Source organism: Pseudonocardia sp. HH130630-07 (assembly GCF_001698125.1).
Lineage (GTDB): Bacteria > Actinomycetota > Actinomycetes > Mycobacteriales > Pseudonocardiaceae > Pseudonocardia.
In genome coordinates this window covers 2,076,628-2,093,477 of sequence record NZ_CP013854.1, presented here as the reverse complement: position 1 = coordinate 2,093,477, position 16,850 = coordinate 2,076,628, and the positions used below count along the sequence as shown (strand labels likewise).

The following is a 16,850-nucleotide window of genomic DNA, read 5'->3' as shown; positions in this document are numbered from 1 at the left end:
CGGTCAGCATGCGGTGTGCGGACGAGTCGCTCGACGGGTTTTGCCGCAGCTGCGACGCTGGCGGCGTGACCGATCCGCGCCCGGGCCCGCGCGGTCCCGGCCGACCGGCGACCGAGGTTCTGTCGACGCCGCGCCTGCGGCTCGAACCGCTGACCGTCGGGCACGCCGCCGAGGCGGTGGCACTGCTGGCGGCACCGTCGCTCTACCGGTTCACCGGTGGCGCGCCGCCGACACCGGGCGAGCTCACCGACCGCTACCGGCGGCAGGGCACCGGGCACTCGCCGGACGGCACGGAACGCTGGCTGAACTGGATGGTGCGCCGCGTCGCCGACGGCCGGCTCGTCGGGACCGTGCAGGCGACCGTCACGGGTCCCGAGCCGGGCCGTGCCGCGATCGCGTGGGTGGTCGGGGAAGCGGACCAGGGCCGGGGCTACGGCACGGAGGCCGTGACCGCGATGCGGGCGTGGCTCGCGCGCCACGGGATCGACGACGTCGTCGCGATGATCCGCCCGGGGCACCGCCGGTCGGAGGGCCTCGCCCGCCGGGTGGGCCTGCGGCCGTCGGCGACGATGCTCGACGGCGAACGGATGTGGGCCGCCCGGGCCTATCCTGCGGCGATGATCGAGCGGATTGCCTGGGCCACCGTCGCCGTCGCCGACCAGGACGTCATGCGCGAGTTCTTCGTCGACGTCCTCGGGTTCGAGGTCCGGGCCGACGCCGAGATGTGGCCGGGCGCCCGATGGCTGGAGGTCGTGCCACCGGGCGCGGAGACCGGTCTCGTGCTGAGCCGGGCGTCGGACTTCGGGCGCGAACCCGACGCGCAGTACCCGGTCGGGCTCGTCGCACGGGATCTGGCCGGCGTCGTGGCGGCGGCCCGGGCCCGCGGGCTGGCGGCGACCGAGCCGGCCACCGAGAGCTGGGGCACCTCGGCCCGGATCACCGATCCCGAGGGCCGCGAGCTCCTGGTCCGCGCTACGGGGTGACCGGGCGGTCCCGCTCCCGGCGTGCGGCGTTCGCGTGCCGGCGGACGGCGAACGCGTGCGCCTCGTCGAGCAGGCCCCTGACCTGCGGCCACGTCGTGTCCGGGGTGATCACGGCGACCCAGTGGTAGGCGCCGTACACCGGGTGCGGGAAGAGCACGTCCGCCGCGGCCGGATCGTGGTCGGTGCCGCCCGGGAAGAGTTCGGCGAACCGCGCCTTCGGCAGTCCGATGTTGAGCCGGTAGCGACCCGGGTGGTCCAGGTCGGACGCGGTGTCGTGGGCATCGGACGCGACGACGGTCGCCCAGCCCTGCCGGGGCCGCTGCTCGTAGTCGTGGTCCGGGTCGTGGATGGCGTACGCGTCACCCGCGGCCTCGATCAGCCGGGTACCGGGATAGGCGGCCAGGACGGCGGTGATCTCGTCGAAATCCATCGCGCCAAGAGAGCACCTTTCCGCGATCGGATGTCCGGCACAAGTGATCTATATCACTCACTCTCGGCGACGCGGGCCAACCCGTCGAGGGACGCCGCCAGCCGGTCGGCCGTGGTCGCCCGCGCGCGGACCAGCCGCCCGGGATCGGTCAGCCGGGTCCAGTCGTAGGTGTGGACGACCAGGGTGCGGCCGTCGTCGAGCGGGCTCAGCTCCCAGCGCCACAGGTGCCCTGGCGGGGCCGAGCCCGGCTCGGACGGCGTCCACGCGATCGCCCGGCCCTCGGTGAACTCGACGACCCGGTTCTCCCGCACCCCGCCGTTGGTCAGGGTCGTCCGGAACGTCTCCCCGGCGGCCCGGACGCGCTGCGCATCGTCGGCGTGGGCGAGGTTGTCGTTGCCGTCCCACCGCGGCTGCTGTGCGGGATCGGCGACGAGTTCGAAGATCACCGCGGCGGGGGCGGCGATCTCCCGGCTGCTGGACACGACGGTCTGCTCGGTCACGCCTGCAGTCAAGCATCGTTGTCGGACCCCGGTGCCACCATTCCTCGCATGACGACGACCGAGCGCCCGACCCCGCCGCTGCAGGCCGACCCGGTGACCACTCTCGCGGGCTGGCTCGACTTCTACCGGGCCACCCTCGTCGGCCGGTGCGACGGGCTGACCGACGAGCAACTGCGCGCCGCGCCGGTGGCGCCGTCACCGATCTCGCTGCTCGGGCTGGTCCGGCACCTCGCGGCGGTGGAGCGGAACTGGTTCCGGTCGGTCCTGGCCGGGGAGGAGATCGCGCCGCTGCACGGCCGGGAGCCCGGCACCGGGCACTCCGGCGGTTTCGAGCTCGACGGCACCGGCATCGCCGAGGCCCGCGCGTCCTGGGAGGAGGAGGTCGCGCACGCCCGGCGGATCGTCGCCGCGGCGGGCCCGGCGGGCACCGGATCGCTCGACGGTCACGAGGTGTCGCTGGTCTGGGTCCTCACCCACGTGATCGCCGAGTACGCGCGGCACTGCGGCCACGCCGACCTCGTCCGCGAGCGCATCGACGGCCGTACCGGGGTCTGAGCCTCAGGGCCGGGTGTCGAGCGCGCTCCGGTAGGCCGAGCCGGTCCCGGGAGCGTGCGGGACCACCCGCGTTCCGCGGAACGCGAAACCGTCCTGGCGGACCGGCTCCCACTCCAGGGTCACCGATCCGCCCGGGGTCAGCGAGCGGTACCCGTCGGCGACGATCGCGCCGAAGTGCACCCAGCAGCCACCGGGTGTCGCCGCGGAGTCCACGACACCGTGGCCGTCGGAGTCGTTCCACTCCCGCACGACCCCGGGCACCCCGACGATCGACTCCGCGGACCGGGCGAGTATCTGCCCGACCGTGGCGTCGACGTCGAGGTCCGACGAGTCCAGCCACAGCCCGCGCCGCGCCGTCTCCGTGCGCAGGACCCGGTCCAGCGCGGCCGAGGTGAACGCGTCCGACGTCGTCTTGTCCCGGTCCGCCCGGCGCTGCGCGGCGACCTCCGGGCGGGGCGCGAGCACGACGACGTGCAGCGGCCGGGTCCGCAGGGCGGTGATCATCTCGTCGAGGTGCGGGCCGAGCACCACGTCCTGGACGACGACGGAGAACCCGGCGGCGGCGTAACCGTCGGCGGTGCGGGCGGTCAGTTCGTGCCGGAGCCGGAGCTGCTGCACGGCGGGGCCGCCGGCGTCGGGGGTCATGTCCGCCCGGCCGGTCACCACCCAGCGCCGGAACTGGTCGCCGTGCACGTGCGCGGCGGGCTCCGGGAGCCGGCGGGCGAGCGCCTCGGCGACCGTCGACTTGCCGGACGCCTGGATCCCGGTCACCAGGTACATGCGATCCCTCCCTCTCCGGAGGAGGACCCGACCACACCCGGTGCCGTCCGCGCACGGAGTTTCCGGCGGTCGCCGGGCCCCGGACCCCCGATGAGGATCAGGGCGAACCCTGGGGCCGCCGCGGGCCCGATCGGGGACCCTGGAGTCATGCTGCGACTGATCCTCAACGTGATCTGGCTGGTGCTCTCCGGGTTCTGGCTGTTCCTCGCCTACCTGGCGGCCGGGATCGTGGCGTGCCTGCTCGTCGTCACCATCCCGTTCGGGATCGCCGCGTTCCGGATCGGCCTCTACGCGCTGTGGCCGTTCGGCCGGGAGGCGGTCCGGCGGCCGGGCTCCGGGGCGCCGTCGGCGATCGGCAACGTCCTGTGGATCGTGCTGTTCGGCTGGTGGCTCGTCCTGGGCCACATCGTCACCGCGGTCGCGCTGGCGGTCACGATCATCGGACTGCCGATGGCGTGGGCGAACCTCAAGCTCATCCCGGTGTCGTTGCTGCCGCTGGGATCGGTGATCATCGACTCGGACGCCTACGTCCCGGGGCGCCCGGCGCTGGTCTGAGCCGGGCCCGGGCCGGACGCCCGGTCAGCGGAACTCGGAGGCGATCTCGGCGATCGCGGATCGCGCCTCGTCACCGGCCAGCGCAACGGCCTGGAGCCGCTCGAACTCGGCGACGTAGCGGGCGACGTCCTCCGGCGCGGTCAACGTCGCCGACCCGTCGATCTGCGACCAGATCACCATCCGGTCGTCGTAGACGTGGAAGGCCGGCAGCAGCGGAAGTCTCTCGAGCCGCACGCCGAGGGGGAGCCACCGGAGGTCGACGTTGGGCAGCTGCGACGTCGTGATCAGGTCGTCGAGCTGGTCGAGCATCGCCGTATCGTCCACCAGCGGCCACCGGGCCACGGTCTCGGCCAGGAGCACGTCGTACTGACGCAGCCGGTTCCGCGGGGCGCCCGCGTAGCGCTCGCGCCGCTGCCGGACCTCCGGTGAGTCCTCGGGCAGGCCCAGTACGGCGGCGGTGTAGGCGGGCGACTGGAGCTGGCCCAGGATGAGGCCCTGTGACCACGCCCGAATCCTGGTCGACGCCTGCTCCTCGCGGGTGAACCGGCGCTGCATCGCCATGATGTTGCTGCCGCGGACGACGACGACGCGCTTCTCCTCGCGGCGGTCGTGCAGCTCCTCGACGACGTCGCGGAGCCAGGTGGCCAGCTCGGGATCGGTATCACCGAGCCGATAGACGGTGACGAGCTCGGCGACCTGGTCGCGGTCGTCGTCGAGCGCAGGCAGGCCGTCCCCACGCTCGATCCGGGACAGCGCCGCCTGCGACAGGGACGTGGCCTCGACGACCGCGGTCTGGGTCAGGCCGGCGTCCCCACGAGCAGCGCGGAGCAACGCGCCCACAGTGCCCGGGTCGCGCTGTCGCTCGTTGCTCGCAGGAACATCGGTCATGCCGATCAGACCACCAGACGTTGACGGAGTTCGGGGTGACGGGACCACCACGGTGCGAAGGCTTCGGCCCTCGACCAGACGAGGTCGTGCTCACGGAGCACGTCGGGCAGCAGATCGGGGGCATTCTCCGCGCCGACGAACGCGCCCTCGGTGTCGTAGTGCATGCGTAGCACGGTGCGGCTGTTCAGCACCCAGTAGTCGAAACCCAGAAGCTCGGGGACCTGGTGCTCGCCGTGGCGCAGGACGCGGATGTCCTCGCCCGCGGCTGCGTTCGGCCCGTAGCCGAAGTCGCAGGCGTAGCGCTCGTACTCGGTGACCTCGGCGCTCAGGACCCGCACCCGGCGCGAGGAGATGCCGGCGGCGGCCCGCTCGGCGAGCCGACGGATCGTGGGTTCCTTCCGGTCCCGATCCGGTTCCGGAGCGCCGTCGCGCCAGCGGGCGAAGTCGCCTCCGTCGGATACGACGGAGTACGCCGGAAGCAGCTCCATGCGGAACACGGTGGCTCCCGGGCCGGCACCGAACGTGCCGTCATGGATGGCGGACATGAGACCGGCGGGATCGAGCAGATCGGTCATGGTCACACCTCCGGAAGCAGGTCGGCGGGGACGAAACCCAGAAGCTCGTCGTCAGCCACCAGGTGTGCGAACGCGGCAGTGATCGCCGGGTCGTCGACGCGCTTGGTGATCACGTAGAGCCGGTCCGGGTGCTCGGCCGTGCGATGGACCGACGGGCACGTGCCGTCGTCCGGGCAGTTCGAGGTCGTGCGGAGCGTCGTGATGAGCATCTTCGGCAATCCCCTCCCGGTGAGAAGCGGCGAGATCGAGTCTCCCACTCCCGGCACGTTAGCCGCACGATCCAAGAATATCCATCAACTCGTGGAATATTGTCTGAGACAGTGGTTGTATGCGTCCACCCCTCTCTCAGGGGCACCGGCGGTCGGTGCTCCGGGCCCTCCCGACGAGGAGTTTCGAGATGATCAGACGGGTCATGGCGCCCCGCGCCGCACCCCCGACCTGGAGGGAGCTGGCTACCGCCGACCTGCTTCGAGTCGGATCGTCCGGCGACGGTCTCAGCCATCTCGTCGACAGCGATCACTACGCAGAGGAACTCATCCACCGGGTCGGGCGGCCGCAGTTGATCGGCACGTGCGGGTACGCGATCGTGGCCTGCTCGTTGACCGAGTCACCGGCGCCGACGTGCCCGCGGTGTGTCGAGGTGGCCGCCCCGCTGTGGACCGATATCGACCGGGCATCGCAGGCGGACGGCTCGTCGTCGCGGTGGCATGCGGCCGCCGTCTGGAGGATGTGGTCCCGGCTGCGTGGCGCCGTGTGGTCGTCGGCACCGCGGTGACGCGGCCGGCCCTCGTGATGCTGCGTCGGATCCGAAGGAGCGAGGCCAGGGCTCAGTCGGTGTCGCCGAGGAACCGCGCCCCCGCCCGCGCCAGCAGCTCCGGGTCGTGCACCCCGCACAGCTCCCGCGCCGAGTGCATCGACAGCACCGGGATGCCGACGTCGACCGTCCGGATCCCCAGCCGGGTCGACATGATCGGGCCGACGGTCGAACCGCAGGGCACGGTGTTCTTCGAGACGAAGACCTGGCTCGGCACGCCGGCGTCCCGGCAGGCCCGCTGCCACGCGGCGGCCCCGGGCGCGTCGGTCGCGTAGCGCTGCACCGCGTTGACCTTCAGCGCCGGGCCGCGGTTCGGCACCGACAGGTGGTCGAGGTCGTGCTTGTCCAGGTGGTTGGGGTGCGCGGCGTGCGTGACGTCCACCGACAGGCACCGGGACCGGGCGAACACCGGGCGCCGGGCGTCGAACCCGCCGGCCAGCCGGGTCAGCACCGTCTCCAGCAGCGGCCCGGCCGCGCCGGTCGCCGAGTCCGAGCCGATCTCCTCGTGGTCGAACCCGACGAACACCGGCACCGTTCCGGGATCGAGCCGGGCGGCCTCGGTCAGCGCCGTGATGCCGGCGTGCACCGACGCGAGGTTGTCCAGCCGGGGCCCGGCCAGCAGCTCGTCGTCGCGGCCGATGGTGGCCGGCGGGGTGAGGTCGTAGGTGAACAGGTCGTGCGCCGCGACGTCGGCCGGGGACTCCCCGGCGAGCACGGCCAGGAACTCGACGAGATCGCCGTCCGCCGGGTCGCCGAGGCCCCAGACCGGCAGCAGGTGCCGCTGCGGATCGAGGGTGAGGCCCTGGTTCACCGTGCGGTCGAGGTGGATCGCCACCTGCGGGATCCGCAGCAGCGGCCGGTCCACCCGGACCGGGACGACCCGGCCGTCGTAGAGCGCGAGCCGCCCGGCCAGCCCGAGATCGCGGTCCAGCCAGGAGTTCCACAGCGCGCCGCCGTAGACCTCGACGCCGACCTGACGCCAGCCCGCGGTGCCGACGTCCGGGTTCGGCTTGACCTTGAACCCGGGGGAGTCGGTGTGCGCGGCGAACACCCGCAGCGGCTTCTCCCCGGCGGTCTCCGGCTGCCACCAGGCCAGGATCGTGCCGTCGCGCACCAGGTACCGGCCGCCCGCGCCGTCGATCCACGGGCCGTCCTCGGGCTGGGCGACGAACCCGGCGGCGGTCAGCCGCCGGACGGCCTCGGCCACCGCGTGGTAGGGCGACGGGCTCGCGGTCAGGAACGAGGCGAGGTCACGCGCTGCGTCGGTCACGTAAGGCATCCTGACACCCGATGGCGGACAGCTTCGACGTGGTGGTGGTGGGTGCGGGGTCCGCGGGCTGTGCGCTCGCGGGCCGGCTGGCCGGGCGCGGGGTCCGGACGGCGCTGGTGGAGGCGGGCGACGTCGTCGTGCCGCCGGAGGCGACGCCGATCGCCTCGCTGGCCGCCACCACCCCCGGACACGTACTGAACTGGGCGTACCGCGCGACCCTGGTTCAGGGCCGGGAGACGACGGTGCCCCGCGGCCGGGCGCTCGGCGGCTCCGGCGCGATCAACGGCGGCTACTTCGTCCGTGCGGTCCCGGCCGACTTCGCGGACTGGGACCTGCCGGGCTGGTCCTACGACGACGTCCTGCCGTACTACCGCAGGCTCGAACGCGACGTGGACTTCTGCACCTCGAACGTGCACGGCGACGCCGGCCCGCTGCGGATCTCCCGCCCGGCCGGGCACCTGCTCGCCCCGGTCACCGACCCGTTCCTGCAGGCCTGCTCCGCACTCGGCTTCGCGGCCGAGCCGGACAAGAACGCCGGTGCCGCGCCCGGCGCGGGCCCGGTCCCGACGAACGCCGTCGACGGCAGGCGGGTCAGCGCCGCGACCGCGTACCTGTCCCCGCCGTGGGGCACCGCGGAGTGGCAGGACGCGCTGACCGTCTACGGCGGCTGCGCGGCCCGGACCCTGCTGTTCGACGGCGACCGGGTCACCGGTGTGCGCTGCGAGGACACCGAGCTGCACGCCGCCGAGACGGTCGTCGCCGCGGGCGCGGTCGGCAGCCCGGCCCTGCTGCAGCGGTCCGGGATCGGGCCGGAGGACACCCTGCGCGCGGCCGGGGTCGCGGTGCGCCACGAGCTGCCCGGCGTCGGACGCGGCTGGTCGGACCATCCGTCGGTGTTCCTGCCGCTGCGCAGCGGCCTGCCCGACCCGCACGTCGACGCCGTCGCCGGCCAGGCCGCGCTGAACCTCGACTCGGGCACCGATCCGGCCGGTGACCTGGAGATCCTGCTGTTCGCGCACCCGTTCGCGCCGCGCGGGCCGGCGCACCTGATGTGTGCGGTGCAGCGGCCGGACAGCCGCGGGATGCTCGCCATCACCTCACCCGACCCGGCCGACCCGCCCCGGCTGGACTACCGCTACCTGCGCAGCACGTCGGACCGGCATCGGATGCGCGCCGCGGTGCGGGTGGCCGCGGAGATCCTGCGCGCCGCCGGCTGGGACCGCGCCGGTGCCGACGACGGCGGCCCGGCCGGCTGGGAGCTCGGCAACGACACCCGGCTCGACGAGTGGATCCACAGCCGTCTGACGACCTCGGTGCACCTGTCCGGCAGCGCGGCGATGGGGACCGGCCCGGACGCCGTCGTCGGGCCGGACCTGCGGGTGCACGGCGTGGCGGGGCTGCGGGTGGCCGACACCTCGGTGCTGCCGTCGGTTCCCCGTCGCGGACCGGCCGCGACCGCTGTCATGATCGGGGAACGGGCCGCCGACCTGGTCGTGGCCTGACCCCACGGGCGAGGAGAGCACCGATGCGCGACGAGGTCACCGTCCACATGCGGGCCCCGGCGGCGCAGATCTGGGACCTGGTCGCCGACGTGCGCAAAACCGGCCGGTTCTCCCCGGAGACGGTGCGGGCCGAGTGGCAGGGCGGCGCGACCGGCCCGGCGCCCGGCGCGCGGTTCCGCGGCCAGGTCAAGCGCAACGGCCGCGGCCCGCTGTACTGGACGGAGTGCGAGGTCACCGCCTGCGTGCCGGGTCGCGAGTTCGGGTTCTCGGTGAGCGCGGCGAACCGGGTGCTCAACAACTGGCACTACCGCTTCGTCCCGAACGGGGACGGCACCGACGTGACCGAGTCCTACGCCCTGCAGGACTCGGTCGGCACCCGGATCTACTGGGCGCTGGCCGGGCGGGCCCGGCGGCGCACGAACCGGCGTGGGATGACCGAGACCCTGCAGCGCATCCGCGCGGTCGTCGAGGACGGACCGGCGTGATCCGGCCCGCGACTCCGGCCGACGCCGCGGCGATGCGGGAGATCGAGCGTGCGGCCGGTGCGCCGTTCCGGGAGATCGGCCTGGACGTCGTCGCCGACGACGAGCCGCCGCCGGTCGCGCTGCTGGCCGCCTACGCCGCGGCGGGCCGGGCGTTCGTCGACGAGCGCGGCACACCGGGGACCCCCGACCGCGCGCCGGTCGGCTACCTGATCACCGAGATCGTCGACGGCTGCGCCCACCTCGAGCAGGTGTCGGTGCTGCCCCGGTGGCGCGGGCACCGGGTCGGCGCCGGGCTGGTCGAGCGCCTGGCGGGCTGGGCCAGGGACCGCCGGCTCCCGGCACTGACCCTGACCAGCTTCCGGGACGTGCCGTGGAACGGCCCGTACTACCTGCGCCTCGGCTTCCGGGAGGTGGTCGAGCCGACGCCCGGCCTGCGGGCGATCCGGCAGGCGGAGACCGACCGCGGGCTCGACGTGTGGCCCCGGCTGGCGATGCGTCGCGACCTCACCTGAGCCCGGTCCGGCCGTAGGGTTCGCGGATGGCCAACCCCTTCCTCGCGCCGAGCGACCTGCCGTTCGGGCTGCCGGACACCACCCGCATCACCGAGGAGCACTACCTGCCGGCGTTCGAGGCGGGGATCGCCGAGCAGCGTGCCGAGATCGCGGCGATCACCGCGGGCCCGGCGCCGACGTTCGAGAACACGATCGTCGCGCTGGAACGCTCCGGGGCCGTGCTGGACCGGGTGGCGCGGCTGTTCTTCACCCTCGTCTCGGCGCACACCTCGCCGGAGATCCAGCGGATCGAGGCCGAGGTGGCCCCGCGCCTCGCGGCGCACACCGACGCGATCGCGCTGGACCCGGAGCTGTTCGCCCGGATCGACGACCTGCACGCCCGGCGCGGCGAGCTGGGCCTGGACCCGGAGTCGGCACGGCTGCTGGAGCGCACCCACCGCGACATGGTCCGGGCCGGTGCCCGGCTGGGCCCGGCCGAGCAGCAGCGGCTGCGCGAGTGCAACGCCGAGCTGTCCCGGCTGACCACCGCGTTCGGTGCCGCCCTGCTGGCCGGTGCGAACGCGGCCGCGGTGCACGTCACCGAGCGGGCCCGGCTCGACGGCCTGTCCGAGGACGCGGTCTCGGCCGCCGCGGCCGCCGCCCGGGACCGTGGCCACGACGGCGGCTGGCTGCTCACCCCGGTCCTGCCGACCGCGCAGCCCGCGCTCGCGGTGCTGACCGACCCCGGCACCCGGGCCGCGCTGCACCGGGCGTCGGTGACCCGGGGGCAGGGCGGTCCGCACGACACCCGGGACACCGTGCTGGCCATCGCCCGGCTGCGCGCCGAGCGGGCCCGGCTGCTCGGGTACTCCGACCACGCGTCGTACGTGATCGGCGACGGCCCGGACGCGGGCGTGACGACGGCGGGGACGGCCGCCGCGGCGCAGGCGCTGCTGGAGTCGATGGTCCCGGCGGCCGTCGCGAACGCCGAGCGGGAGCTGGCCGAGCTGGCCACCGCCGCGGGCGGCCCGATCGAGGTCTCCGACCGGGCGTTCCACGCCGAGCGACTGCGCAACGCCCGCTTCGCGGTGGACGACGCCGCGCTGCGGCCCTACCTGAGCGTCGAGCGGGTGATCCACGACGGCGTGTTCCGCGCGGCGGGGGAGCTGTACGGGCTCTCCTTCACCGAGCGCACCGACCTGCCCGCCTACCACCCGGACGTCCGCTGGTGGGAGGTGCACGACGACACCGGCGCACTGCTCGGGCTGTTCGGCGCCGACCTGTGGGCACGACCGTCGAAGCGGGGCGGCGCGTGGATGAACGCGCTCGTCGACCAGTCCGAGCTGCTGGGCACCCGGCCGGTCGTGCTGAACACGCTGAACCTGGTCCGCCCGGCGGACGGCGAGCCGGCGCTGCTGTCGCTGGACGAGGTGCGGACGCTGTTCCACGAGTTCGGTCACGCCCTGCACGGGCTGTTCTCCGCGGTGCGCTACCCGTCGTTCGCCGGGACCTCGGTGCCGCGCGACTTCGTGGAGTTCCCGAGCCAGGTCAACGAGATGTGGCTGAGCGACCCGCAGGTGCTGGCGTCGTTCGCGCGGCACCACGCGACCGGCGAGCCGCTGCCGGCGGAGCTGCTGGACGCGGCACTGGCGGCGCAGGGGTACGGCGAGGGCTTCGCCACCACCGAGTACCTGGCCGCGGCGCTGCTGGACCAGGCGTGGCACCGGCTGGGACCGGACGAGGCGGCCGCGGTGACCGACGTCGTGGCCTTCGAGCAGCAGGCGCTGGCGGCGGCCGGGATCGCTCTGCCGCTGGTCCCGCCGCGGTACCGGACGACGTACTTCAACCACGTCTTCGGCGGCAGCGGGTACGCGGCGGCCTACTACTCCTACGTGTGGGCCGAGGTGCTCGACGCCGACACCGTCGCCTGGTTCGGCGAGAACGGCGGCCTGCGCCGGGCGAACGGTGACCGCTTCCGCCGGGAGGTGCTCTCCCGGGGCGGTGCGGTGGACGCGATGGAGGCGTACCGGGCGTTCCGCGGGCGGGACCCGGAGATCGGCCCGCTGCTCGAACGCCGGGGCCTGGTCCGGAGCTGACCCGGACGCGACACCGCCCGCCGTCCGATGGGGAGCGCCGGACGGCGGGCGGTGCCGGGGTGTGCGGTGTTACCGGTGCGGTGTCACTGGTACTGGCGCATCCAGGAGACCTGCATCTCCGAGGGCTGGGGCGACCCGCCGTCGGGGAAGTAGTCGAGCTGGATCGTGGCGTGCATCGGGCCGGGGGGCTGGGTCTGCTGGTCGGTCGACCGGAACCACTCGACGCCGTCGATGTAGCCGATGATCGCGTCCGGGGTCCACTCCACGGCGTAGTTGTGCCACTGGGTGATGTCGAGGTCCTTCTTGGCGTGCTCCTGGGAGTTGCTGGCGCCGTAGTGCAGGAAGAAGGACACGTCGTCGGCCGCGCTGGTGGTCTCGGCGAAGTCGATCTCGCCACCCTCCGGCCAGCCGACCTCGCTCGGCCACAGGAGCAGGACCGGGTGGTACTGCTTGTCGCCGGCGGGGAACCGGGCGCGCATCTCCCACTTGCCGTACTTCTGCGGGGTGCCCCAGGCGATGCCGCCGGTGTTGCCCTCGGAGTCACCGCGGATCACGAGGTTGCCGTTCTCGACGGTCACCGCGTCCGGGGTGCGCCGGCCCGCGCCGTCGTGGCCCTCGCCGTCGTAGGCGCTCCAGCCGTCGCCGAGCGCGGAACCGGCGAACTCGTCGCCGCCGATCGCCGCCCAGCCCTTCTGCAGCGCGGCCTGCACGCCGTCGCCCGCGACCTGGACCGCGCCACCGACCGCGCCCGCGGCCGGCGACGAGCCGCCGGAGCTGCGGCTGGAGTCCTCCGCGCCGGAGGAGTCCTCGGCGGCCTCCTCGGCCGCCTTGCGCCGGCGCTCGGCGCGCTCCTCGGCGGCCTCGGCCGCGGCGATGGCCGGTCCGACCTGGCCGGAGGCACCCTCCGCGGCGTCACCGAGCCGGGAGCCACCGCCGTCGCCGACGCCCTCGGCCGCGGTGCCGACGCCGTCGGACACCGACCGGCGCGAGGCGTCCACCAGGGTGGTGATCAGCGACGGGTCCTCGGCGCCGGGCTGCAGCAGGGTGATCACCATGGTCGCGGCGAGCACCGCGGCGGCGCCGATCCCGAGCGGCCCGAACCGGCGGAGCCGGGACCGGCGGGTGCCCTCGGACCGGTCGATCTCGACGACCGACCCGTCCGGCTGGGCACCGGGCGCGGCGTCGGGGTCCGCTCCGGCCGGTTCGTGCAGGTCGGCGATCGTGACGCCGGTGACCTCGCGGTCCGGCGCGGCGTGGGCGGCGGTCGTCCCCCCGTGGGTGCTGTCGTCTCCGTCGTCGCTCGCAGGCTGTGCGCGGTGCCGCCCGGAGGCGGTCACCCGCTCCTGCAGCAGGACTGCTGCAGGAACTGCTGCGGACGCGGAACGCCCTGCCCGGCCGGACGGCACAGAGGGGGAGCTGTGCTCTGCGGCGACCCGCTCGATCAGATCCCGGGGGTCGATCTGATCAGCCGCAGCGGAAGTGTTCCGTCGCATGGTCCAGGACTCTAGGTAGAGTCACCGACGGTGAACAGACTCGCTGAGAAGGGTGGTTGCTCCCGGGCGCCGACAGGTCGTCGAGACGCGATCACCAGCGCAATCCCGCCGAATCGGCAGCTTTCATAGTCCGAACGGACTAGCCGGGCTCTCAGCTTGTCCCGTTCGGCCCGCCAGATCAGGAGCGTCGTACCGTTAGCCGATCGTGACCGACGTCCGGTCGCGCGACAGTGTCGTAACAGTAGCGCTCCGTGCTCCCCCTGCTCCCCCTGCTCCCCGATCCGCTCCCCAGGACTCCGTGAACGCCCCCACCGCCCGCCCGTCCGTCCCTACGATCCCCGCCCCCCGCTCCGGGTCCCCCCGCCCGGTGGAGCGGCGGCTGTGCGTCCTGCTCGCCCTCCCGCCGTCCGCCACCTCGTCGTCGCTCGGCCGCGGGCTGCGCCGGGACCTCGGCGCCGAGGGGGTCGAGCTGGTGGTCGCGTCCGACGGCATCGAGCTGCTGGACGTGATGCGCGCCGGTTCGGCGAACCTGCTGGTCCTCGACATGGAGCTGCCGGGCCCGGACCCGGCGGTCCTGCTCGGGGCGGTGCACGCGGAGTCGCCGCCGACCCCGGTGATCACCGTCGTGCCGCGCGAGCGCCGGGCCGGGGTGCTCGGCCTGCTCCGCGGGGACCGGGACGACTTCCTCATCCGGCCGTTCGCCGCCGACGAGCTGGCCGCCCGCATCCGGTTGCGGCTGCGCGCCGCGGCCGGGCTGCCCTCGCCGACCGTGCTCGGGCACGGCGGCCTCGCCGTGGACGTCGACGCCGGTCAGGTCTTCGCCGACGGCCGCCGGGTGTCGCTGTCCCCGACCGAGTACGCGCTGCTGCTGGCGCTCGCCGAGCGGGCCGGGCAGGTCGTCACGCACGACGAGCTGTCCCGCCGTGCCTGGTCCGAGCCGGTGTCGGCGAACCTGGTCCAGGTCTACGTCTCCTACCTGCGCCGCAAGATCGGCCCGGAGCGGATCCGGACCGTGCGCGGCGCCGGCTATCAGCTCGACGGCTGACCGTCGTCGGACCCCGCTGCGTCGAATCCTGCGGCGGCGGCCAGCAGCCGGTCGTTCTCCTCCGGCGTCGACACCGTGACCCGGACGCCGTCCGGCGGGAACGGCCGCACGATCACCTTCTGCCCGGCGCAGTGCGCGGCGAAGTCCGCGGAGCGCCCGCCGAGCGGCAGCCAGACGAAGTTCGCCTCGCTCGGCGGCACGGCGAGGCCGAGCCCGCGCAGCTCGGCGGCGACCCGCTCGCGTTCCCGGACGACGTCCGCGCAGCCGGCCAGGATCTCCTCCCGGTGCTCCAGCGCGGCGATCGCGCCCGCCTGGGCCAGCGAGTTGACGCCGAACGGCGGGGCCACCTTGCGCAGCGCGGTCGCGACCTGCTCGGACGCCAGCGCGTAGCCGACCCGCAGCCCGGCCATCCGGTAGGCCTTGGAGAACGTCCGCAGCACCACCAGGTTCGGGTGCTCGTCGAGCAGCGGCCTGCCGTGCACCGCGTCGTCGTCGGTCACGTACTCGGCGTAGGCCTCGTCGAGCACCACCAGCACGTCCCGGGGGACGGCGGCGAGGAACCGCAGGAACTCCTCGCGCCGCACGACCGGCCCGGTCGGGTTGTTCGGGCTGCAGACGAACACCAGCCGGGTCCGCTCGGTGATCGCGGCGGCCATCGCGTCCAGGTCGTGCCGGTGCCCGGCGTCCAGCGGCACCGTCCGGATCGCGGCGCCGCCGATCTGGGTGACGATCGGGTACGCCTCGAACGAGCGCCAGGCGAACAGCACCTCCGAGCCCGGGCCCGGCGAGGTGACCTGCACGAGCTGCTGGCACAGCGTGACCGAGCCGCAGCCGACGGCGATCCGCTCCGGTGCGAGCCCGTGCAGGTCCGCGATCCGGGCGGTCAGCTCGACGACCCCGAGGTCCGGGTAGCGGTTCCCGCCGGCGGCGGCGCGGCCGATCGCGTCCAGCACCGGCTGCGCCGGCGGCTCGGCGACCTCGTTGCTGGCGAGCTTGATCGCCCCGGGGACGGTGCGGCCGGGGACGTACGCCGGCAAGGTGTCCAGATCGGGACGGATGAGCGTCATGCGGGAAACGGTAGCTCTGCGGTTCCCCCATGATCGGGGAGGCATCAGCTATAAGGGGTAGCGATGCCAGAGGTACGGAAGCGCTACGACCGGGAGTTCCGTGACGGAGCGGTCCGGGTCGTGGAGGAGACGGGCAAGCCGATCGCCCAGGTCGCCCGTGACCTGGGGGTCAACGAGGGCACGCTGGGCAACTGGGTGGCCCGTGCACGAGAGGCCCGCGAGGACACCGAGGGCCTGTCTCGCGGCGGCGTCGAGGAGCTCAAGCGGCTGCGCGCGGAGAACGCCGAGCTGCGGATGGAGCGTGATGTCCTCAAGCGATCCGTGGTCCTGTGGGTCAAGGAGGCGACGAAGTGAGCGTGGCCCGTTTCATCGCCGACCAGAGGACCTTCCACCGGGTGCCGCACACGCTGGCCTGCGCCCTGTTGGGGGTGTCGATCTCCTGGTTGTACAAGTGGCTCGACCGCGCCGCGCGTTCCGACGGTGGTGCCACCGCGACCGAGAAGCGCCGCTGCGCGTTGGACGCCGCCGTGGCCGTGGCGTTCGACGACGCCCAGCGGCTACACGGCTCACCCCGTCTGCACGCCGACCTGTGTGAGGCCGGATGGCGGGTGTCGGAGAAGACCGTGGCGGACTCGATGCGCCGCCAGGGCCTGGTCGCCCGCCGGATCAAGCGGCACAACGGGCTGACCCGCCAGGACCGCACGGCGCCGAAGTTCCCGGACCTGCTTCGTCGGGGTTTCACTGCGGCCGAGCCGAACCGCAGATGGGTCGGGGACATGACCGAGATCCCCACCGCGGCCGGGAAGTTGTATCTGGCCACGGTGATCGACCTGTACTCGCGGCGGCTGCTCGGCGCGGCCACGGGGCTGCACCCGAACGCCGAGCTGGCGTGTGCGGCGATCCGGATGGCGGTGGCGGCCCGCGGCGGGGCGGACCGAATCGCCGGGGTGATCTTCCACACCGACCGCGGGTCGACCTACACCGCGGGCGCGTTCACCGCTCTGTGTCGGCGGCTCGACATCCGTCAGTCGATGGGCCGGGTCGGGTCGTGTTTCGACAATGCCGCGGCGGAGGCGTTCTTCTCCAGCCTGGAGTGGGAAGTGCTGTCCCGCAACGACTTCGACACCATCAGTAGGGCGCGGGCGGCGGTCATCGACTGGTGTTACGGCTTCTACAACCACCGGCGGCGACACAGTGCCGCCGCCGGGCTCTCACCGATCAACTACGAGAACGCCGCCCTCACCCGAGACGCGGCATAAGAACCCTCCACGATCTCGGGGGAACCGCACTCCCCAGGGGTCGAAACCCGGGCGGATGCTCT

The 16,850-nt window shown here is 73.8% G+C and carries 19 protein-coding genes; 10 read left to right on the top strand and 9 right to left on the bottom strand.

Going from position 1 to position 16,850, the window contains the following annotated elements; translation table 11 throughout:
* Nucleotides 1-65 precede the first annotated feature (65 nt).
* Complete coding sequence (locus AFB00_RS33940; RefSeq protein ID WP_068797019.1) at nucleotides 66-983, top strand: GNAT family N-acetyltransferase; 918 nt, start codon at nucleotides 66-68, stop codon at nucleotides 981-983.
* Here the strand turns inward: AFB00_RS33940 and AFB00_RS10125 are convergent.
* On the bottom strand, nucleotides 973-1,413 hold the full coding sequence (locus tag AFB00_RS10125) for a DUF6194 family protein (protein WP_068797018.1): 441 nt from the start codon (nucleotides 1,411-1,413) through the stop codon (nucleotides 973-975). The two genes, AFB00_RS33940 and AFB00_RS10125, sit on opposite strands and share 11 nt — an antisense overlap.
* Nucleotides 1,414-1,466: 53 nt before the next feature.
* Nucleotides 1,467-1,913 carry an SRPBCC family protein gene (locus AFB00_RS10120; protein ID WP_068797017.1) on the bottom strand — a complete coding sequence of 149 codons (447 nt, stop codon included), beginning with the start codon at nucleotides 1,911-1,913 and terminating at the stop codon, nucleotides 1,467-1,469.
* 48 nt (nucleotides 1,914-1,961) lie between these two features.
* On the opposite strand from AFB00_RS10120, the gene AFB00_RS10115 reads away from it, so the two are divergent.
* On the top strand, nucleotides 1,962-2,468 hold the full coding sequence (locus tag AFB00_RS10115; RefSeq protein ID WP_068797016.1) for a DinB family protein: 507 nt from the start codon (nucleotides 1,962-1,964) through the stop codon (nucleotides 2,466-2,468).
* Between the two features lie 3 nt (nucleotides 2,469-2,471).
* On the opposite strand, the gene AFB00_RS10110 is transcribed toward AFB00_RS10115, so the two are convergent.
* Entirely contained in the window at nucleotides 2,472-3,248 is a 777-nt protein-coding gene (locus AFB00_RS10110) for an AAA family ATPase (protein ID WP_068797015.1), read from the bottom strand.
* A 150-nt stretch (nucleotides 3,249-3,398) separates the two neighbouring features.
* Between AFB00_RS10110 and AFB00_RS10105 the strand changes: the two genes are divergently transcribed.
* Nucleotides 3,399-3,803 (top strand): YccF domain-containing protein, encoded by a 405-nt coding sequence (locus AFB00_RS10105; protein ID WP_068800175.1) that lies wholly within the window; start codon nucleotides 3,399-3,401, stop codon nucleotides 3,801-3,803.
* A 24-nt stretch (nucleotides 3,804-3,827) separates the two neighbouring features.
* On the opposite strand, the gene AFB00_RS10100 is transcribed toward AFB00_RS10105, so the two are convergent.
* The 4 genes from AFB00_RS10100 to AFB00_RS10080 all read right to left on the bottom strand — a co-directional run bounded on the left by AFB00_RS10100 (nucleotide 3,828) and on the right by AFB00_RS10080 (nucleotide 7,350).
* On the bottom strand, nucleotides 3,828-4,691 hold the full coding sequence (locus AFB00_RS10100; protein ID WP_083275407.1) for a helix-turn-helix domain-containing protein: 864 nt from the start codon (nucleotides 4,689-4,691) through the stop codon (nucleotides 3,828-3,830).
* Nucleotides 4,692-4,696: 5 nt separating this feature from the next.
* The gene (locus AFB00_RS10095; RefSeq protein ID WP_083275406.1) at nucleotides 4,697-5,266 is read right to left on the bottom strand and encodes a DUF6879 family protein; all 570 of its coding nucleotides are present in this window, start codon (nucleotides 5,264-5,266) and stop codon (nucleotides 4,697-4,699) included.
* 2 nt (nucleotides 5,267-5,268) lie between these two features.
* Nucleotides 5,269-5,475 (bottom strand): hypothetical protein, encoded by a 207-nt coding sequence (locus AFB00_RS10090; protein WP_068797013.1) that lies wholly within the window; start codon nucleotides 5,473-5,475, stop codon nucleotides 5,269-5,271.
* A gap of 618 nt (nucleotides 5,476-6,093) precedes the next feature.
* On the bottom strand, nucleotides 6,094-7,350 hold the full coding sequence (locus tag AFB00_RS10080; protein WP_197519810.1) for a M18 family aminopeptidase: 1,257 nt from the start codon (nucleotides 7,348-7,350) through the stop codon (nucleotides 6,094-6,096).
* A gap of 20 nt (nucleotides 7,351-7,370) precedes the next feature.
* Between AFB00_RS10080 and mftG the strand changes: the two genes are divergently transcribed.
* Genes mftG through AFB00_RS10060 form a run of 4 tightly spaced genes read left to right on the top strand, consistent with a single transcriptional unit; the run spans nucleotide 7,371 to nucleotide 11,924 of the window.
* Nucleotides 7,371-8,852 (top strand): mycofactocin dehydrogenase MftG, encoded by a 1,482-nt coding sequence (mftG, locus tag AFB00_RS10075; protein WP_068797010.1) that lies wholly within the window; start codon nucleotides 7,371-7,373, stop codon nucleotides 8,850-8,852.
* Nucleotides 8,853-8,875: 23 nt separating this feature from the next.
* Nucleotides 8,876-9,337 (top strand): SRPBCC family protein, encoded by a 462-nt coding sequence (locus AFB00_RS10070; protein WP_068797009.1) that lies wholly within the window; start codon nucleotides 8,876-8,878, stop codon nucleotides 9,335-9,337.
* Nucleotides 9,334-9,849 carry a GNAT family N-acetyltransferase gene (locus tag AFB00_RS10065; RefSeq protein ID WP_068797008.1) on the top strand — a complete coding sequence of 172 codons (516 nt, stop codon included), beginning with the start codon at nucleotides 9,334-9,336 and terminating at the stop codon, nucleotides 9,847-9,849. Before AFB00_RS10070 ends, AFB00_RS10065 begins: the two co-directional genes overlap by 4 nt.
* Before the next feature lie 26 nt (nucleotides 9,850-9,875).
* Nucleotides 9,876-11,924, top strand: coding sequence for a M3 family metallopeptidase (locus tag AFB00_RS10060; RefSeq protein ID WP_068797007.1), 2,049 nt, complete (start codon nucleotides 9,876-9,878; stop codon nucleotides 11,922-11,924).
* Nucleotides 11,925-12,007: 83 nt separating this feature from the next.
* On the opposite strand, the gene AFB00_RS31635 is transcribed toward AFB00_RS10060, so the two are convergent.
* Entirely contained in the window at nucleotides 12,008-13,261 is a 1,254-nt protein-coding gene (locus AFB00_RS31635; protein WP_156819475.1) for a glycoside hydrolase family 16 protein, read from the bottom strand.
* A 523-nt stretch (nucleotides 13,262-13,784) separates the two neighbouring features.
* Between AFB00_RS31635 and AFB00_RS10050 the strand changes: the two genes are divergently transcribed.
* The gene (locus AFB00_RS10050; RefSeq protein WP_231974302.1) at nucleotides 13,785-14,462 is read left to right on the top strand and encodes a response regulator transcription factor; all 678 of its coding nucleotides are present in this window, start codon (nucleotides 13,785-13,787) and stop codon (nucleotides 14,460-14,462) included.
* Here AFB00_RS10050 and hisC read toward each other — a convergent pair.
* On the bottom strand, nucleotides 14,447-15,529 hold the full coding sequence (hisC, locus tag AFB00_RS10045; protein WP_068797006.1) for a histidinol-phosphate transaminase: 1,083 nt from the start codon (nucleotides 15,527-15,529) through the stop codon (nucleotides 14,447-14,449). The two genes, AFB00_RS10050 and hisC, sit on opposite strands and share 16 nt — an antisense overlap.
* 63 nt (nucleotides 15,530-15,592) lie before the next feature.
* Between hisC and AFB00_RS10040 the strand changes: the two genes are divergently transcribed.
* Nucleotides 15,593-15,883 carry a transposase gene (locus tag AFB00_RS10040; RefSeq protein WP_060710840.1) on the top strand — a complete coding sequence of 97 codons (291 nt, stop codon included), beginning with the start codon at nucleotides 15,593-15,595 and terminating at the stop codon, nucleotides 15,881-15,883.
* Nucleotides 15,880-16,788 carry an IS3 family transposase gene (locus AFB00_RS10035; RefSeq protein WP_060710839.1) on the top strand — a complete coding sequence of 303 codons (909 nt, stop codon included), beginning with the start codon at nucleotides 15,880-15,882 and terminating at the stop codon, nucleotides 16,786-16,788. The genes AFB00_RS10040 and AFB00_RS10035 overlap by 4 nt, the downstream gene beginning before the upstream one ends.
* Nucleotides 16,789-16,850: the final 62 nt, after the last annotated feature.

Bases quoted from the DNA above. Each gene is read 5' to 3' on its own strand.
- AFB00_RS10125 (WP_068797018.1), bottom strand. From the start codon at position 1,413: ATGGATTTCGACGAGATCACCGCCGTCCTGGCCGCCTATCCCGGTACC.
- AFB00_RS10115 (WP_068797016.1), top strand. From the start codon at position 1,962: ATGACGACGACCGAGCGCCCGACCCCGCCGCTGCAGGCCGACCCGGTG.
- AFB00_RS10110 (WP_068797015.1), bottom strand. From the start codon at position 3,248: ATGTACCTGGTGACCGGGATCCAGGCGTCCGGCAAGTCGACGGTCGCC.
- AFB00_RS10100 (WP_083275407.1), bottom strand. From the start codon at position 4,691: ATGACCGATGTTCCTGCGAGCAACGAGCGACAGCGCGACCCGGGCACT.
- AFB00_RS10095 (WP_083275406.1), bottom strand. From the start codon at position 5,266: ATGACCGATCTGCTCGATCCCGCCGGTCTCATGTCCGCCATCCATGAC.
- AFB00_RS10090 (WP_068797013.1), bottom strand. From the start codon at position 5,475: ATGCTCATCACGACGCTCCGCACGACCTCGAACTGCCCGGACGACGGC.
- mftG (WP_068797010.1), top strand. From the start codon at position 7,371: ATGGCGGACAGCTTCGACGTGGTGGTGGTGGGTGCGGGGTCCGCGGGC.
- AFB00_RS10070 (WP_068797009.1), top strand. From the start codon at position 8,876: ATGCGCGACGAGGTCACCGTCCACATGCGGGCCCCGGCGGCGCAGATC.
- AFB00_RS10060 (WP_068797007.1), top strand. From the start codon at position 9,876: ATGGCCAACCCCTTCCTCGCGCCGAGCGACCTGCCGTTCGGGCTGCCG.
- hisC (WP_068797006.1), bottom strand. From the start codon at position 15,529: ATGACGCTCATCCGTCCCGATCTGGACACCTTGCCGGCGTACGTCCCC.
- AFB00_RS10040 (WP_060710840.1), top strand. From the start codon at position 15,593: ATGCCAGAGGTACGGAAGCGCTACGACCGGGAGTTCCGTGACGGAGCG.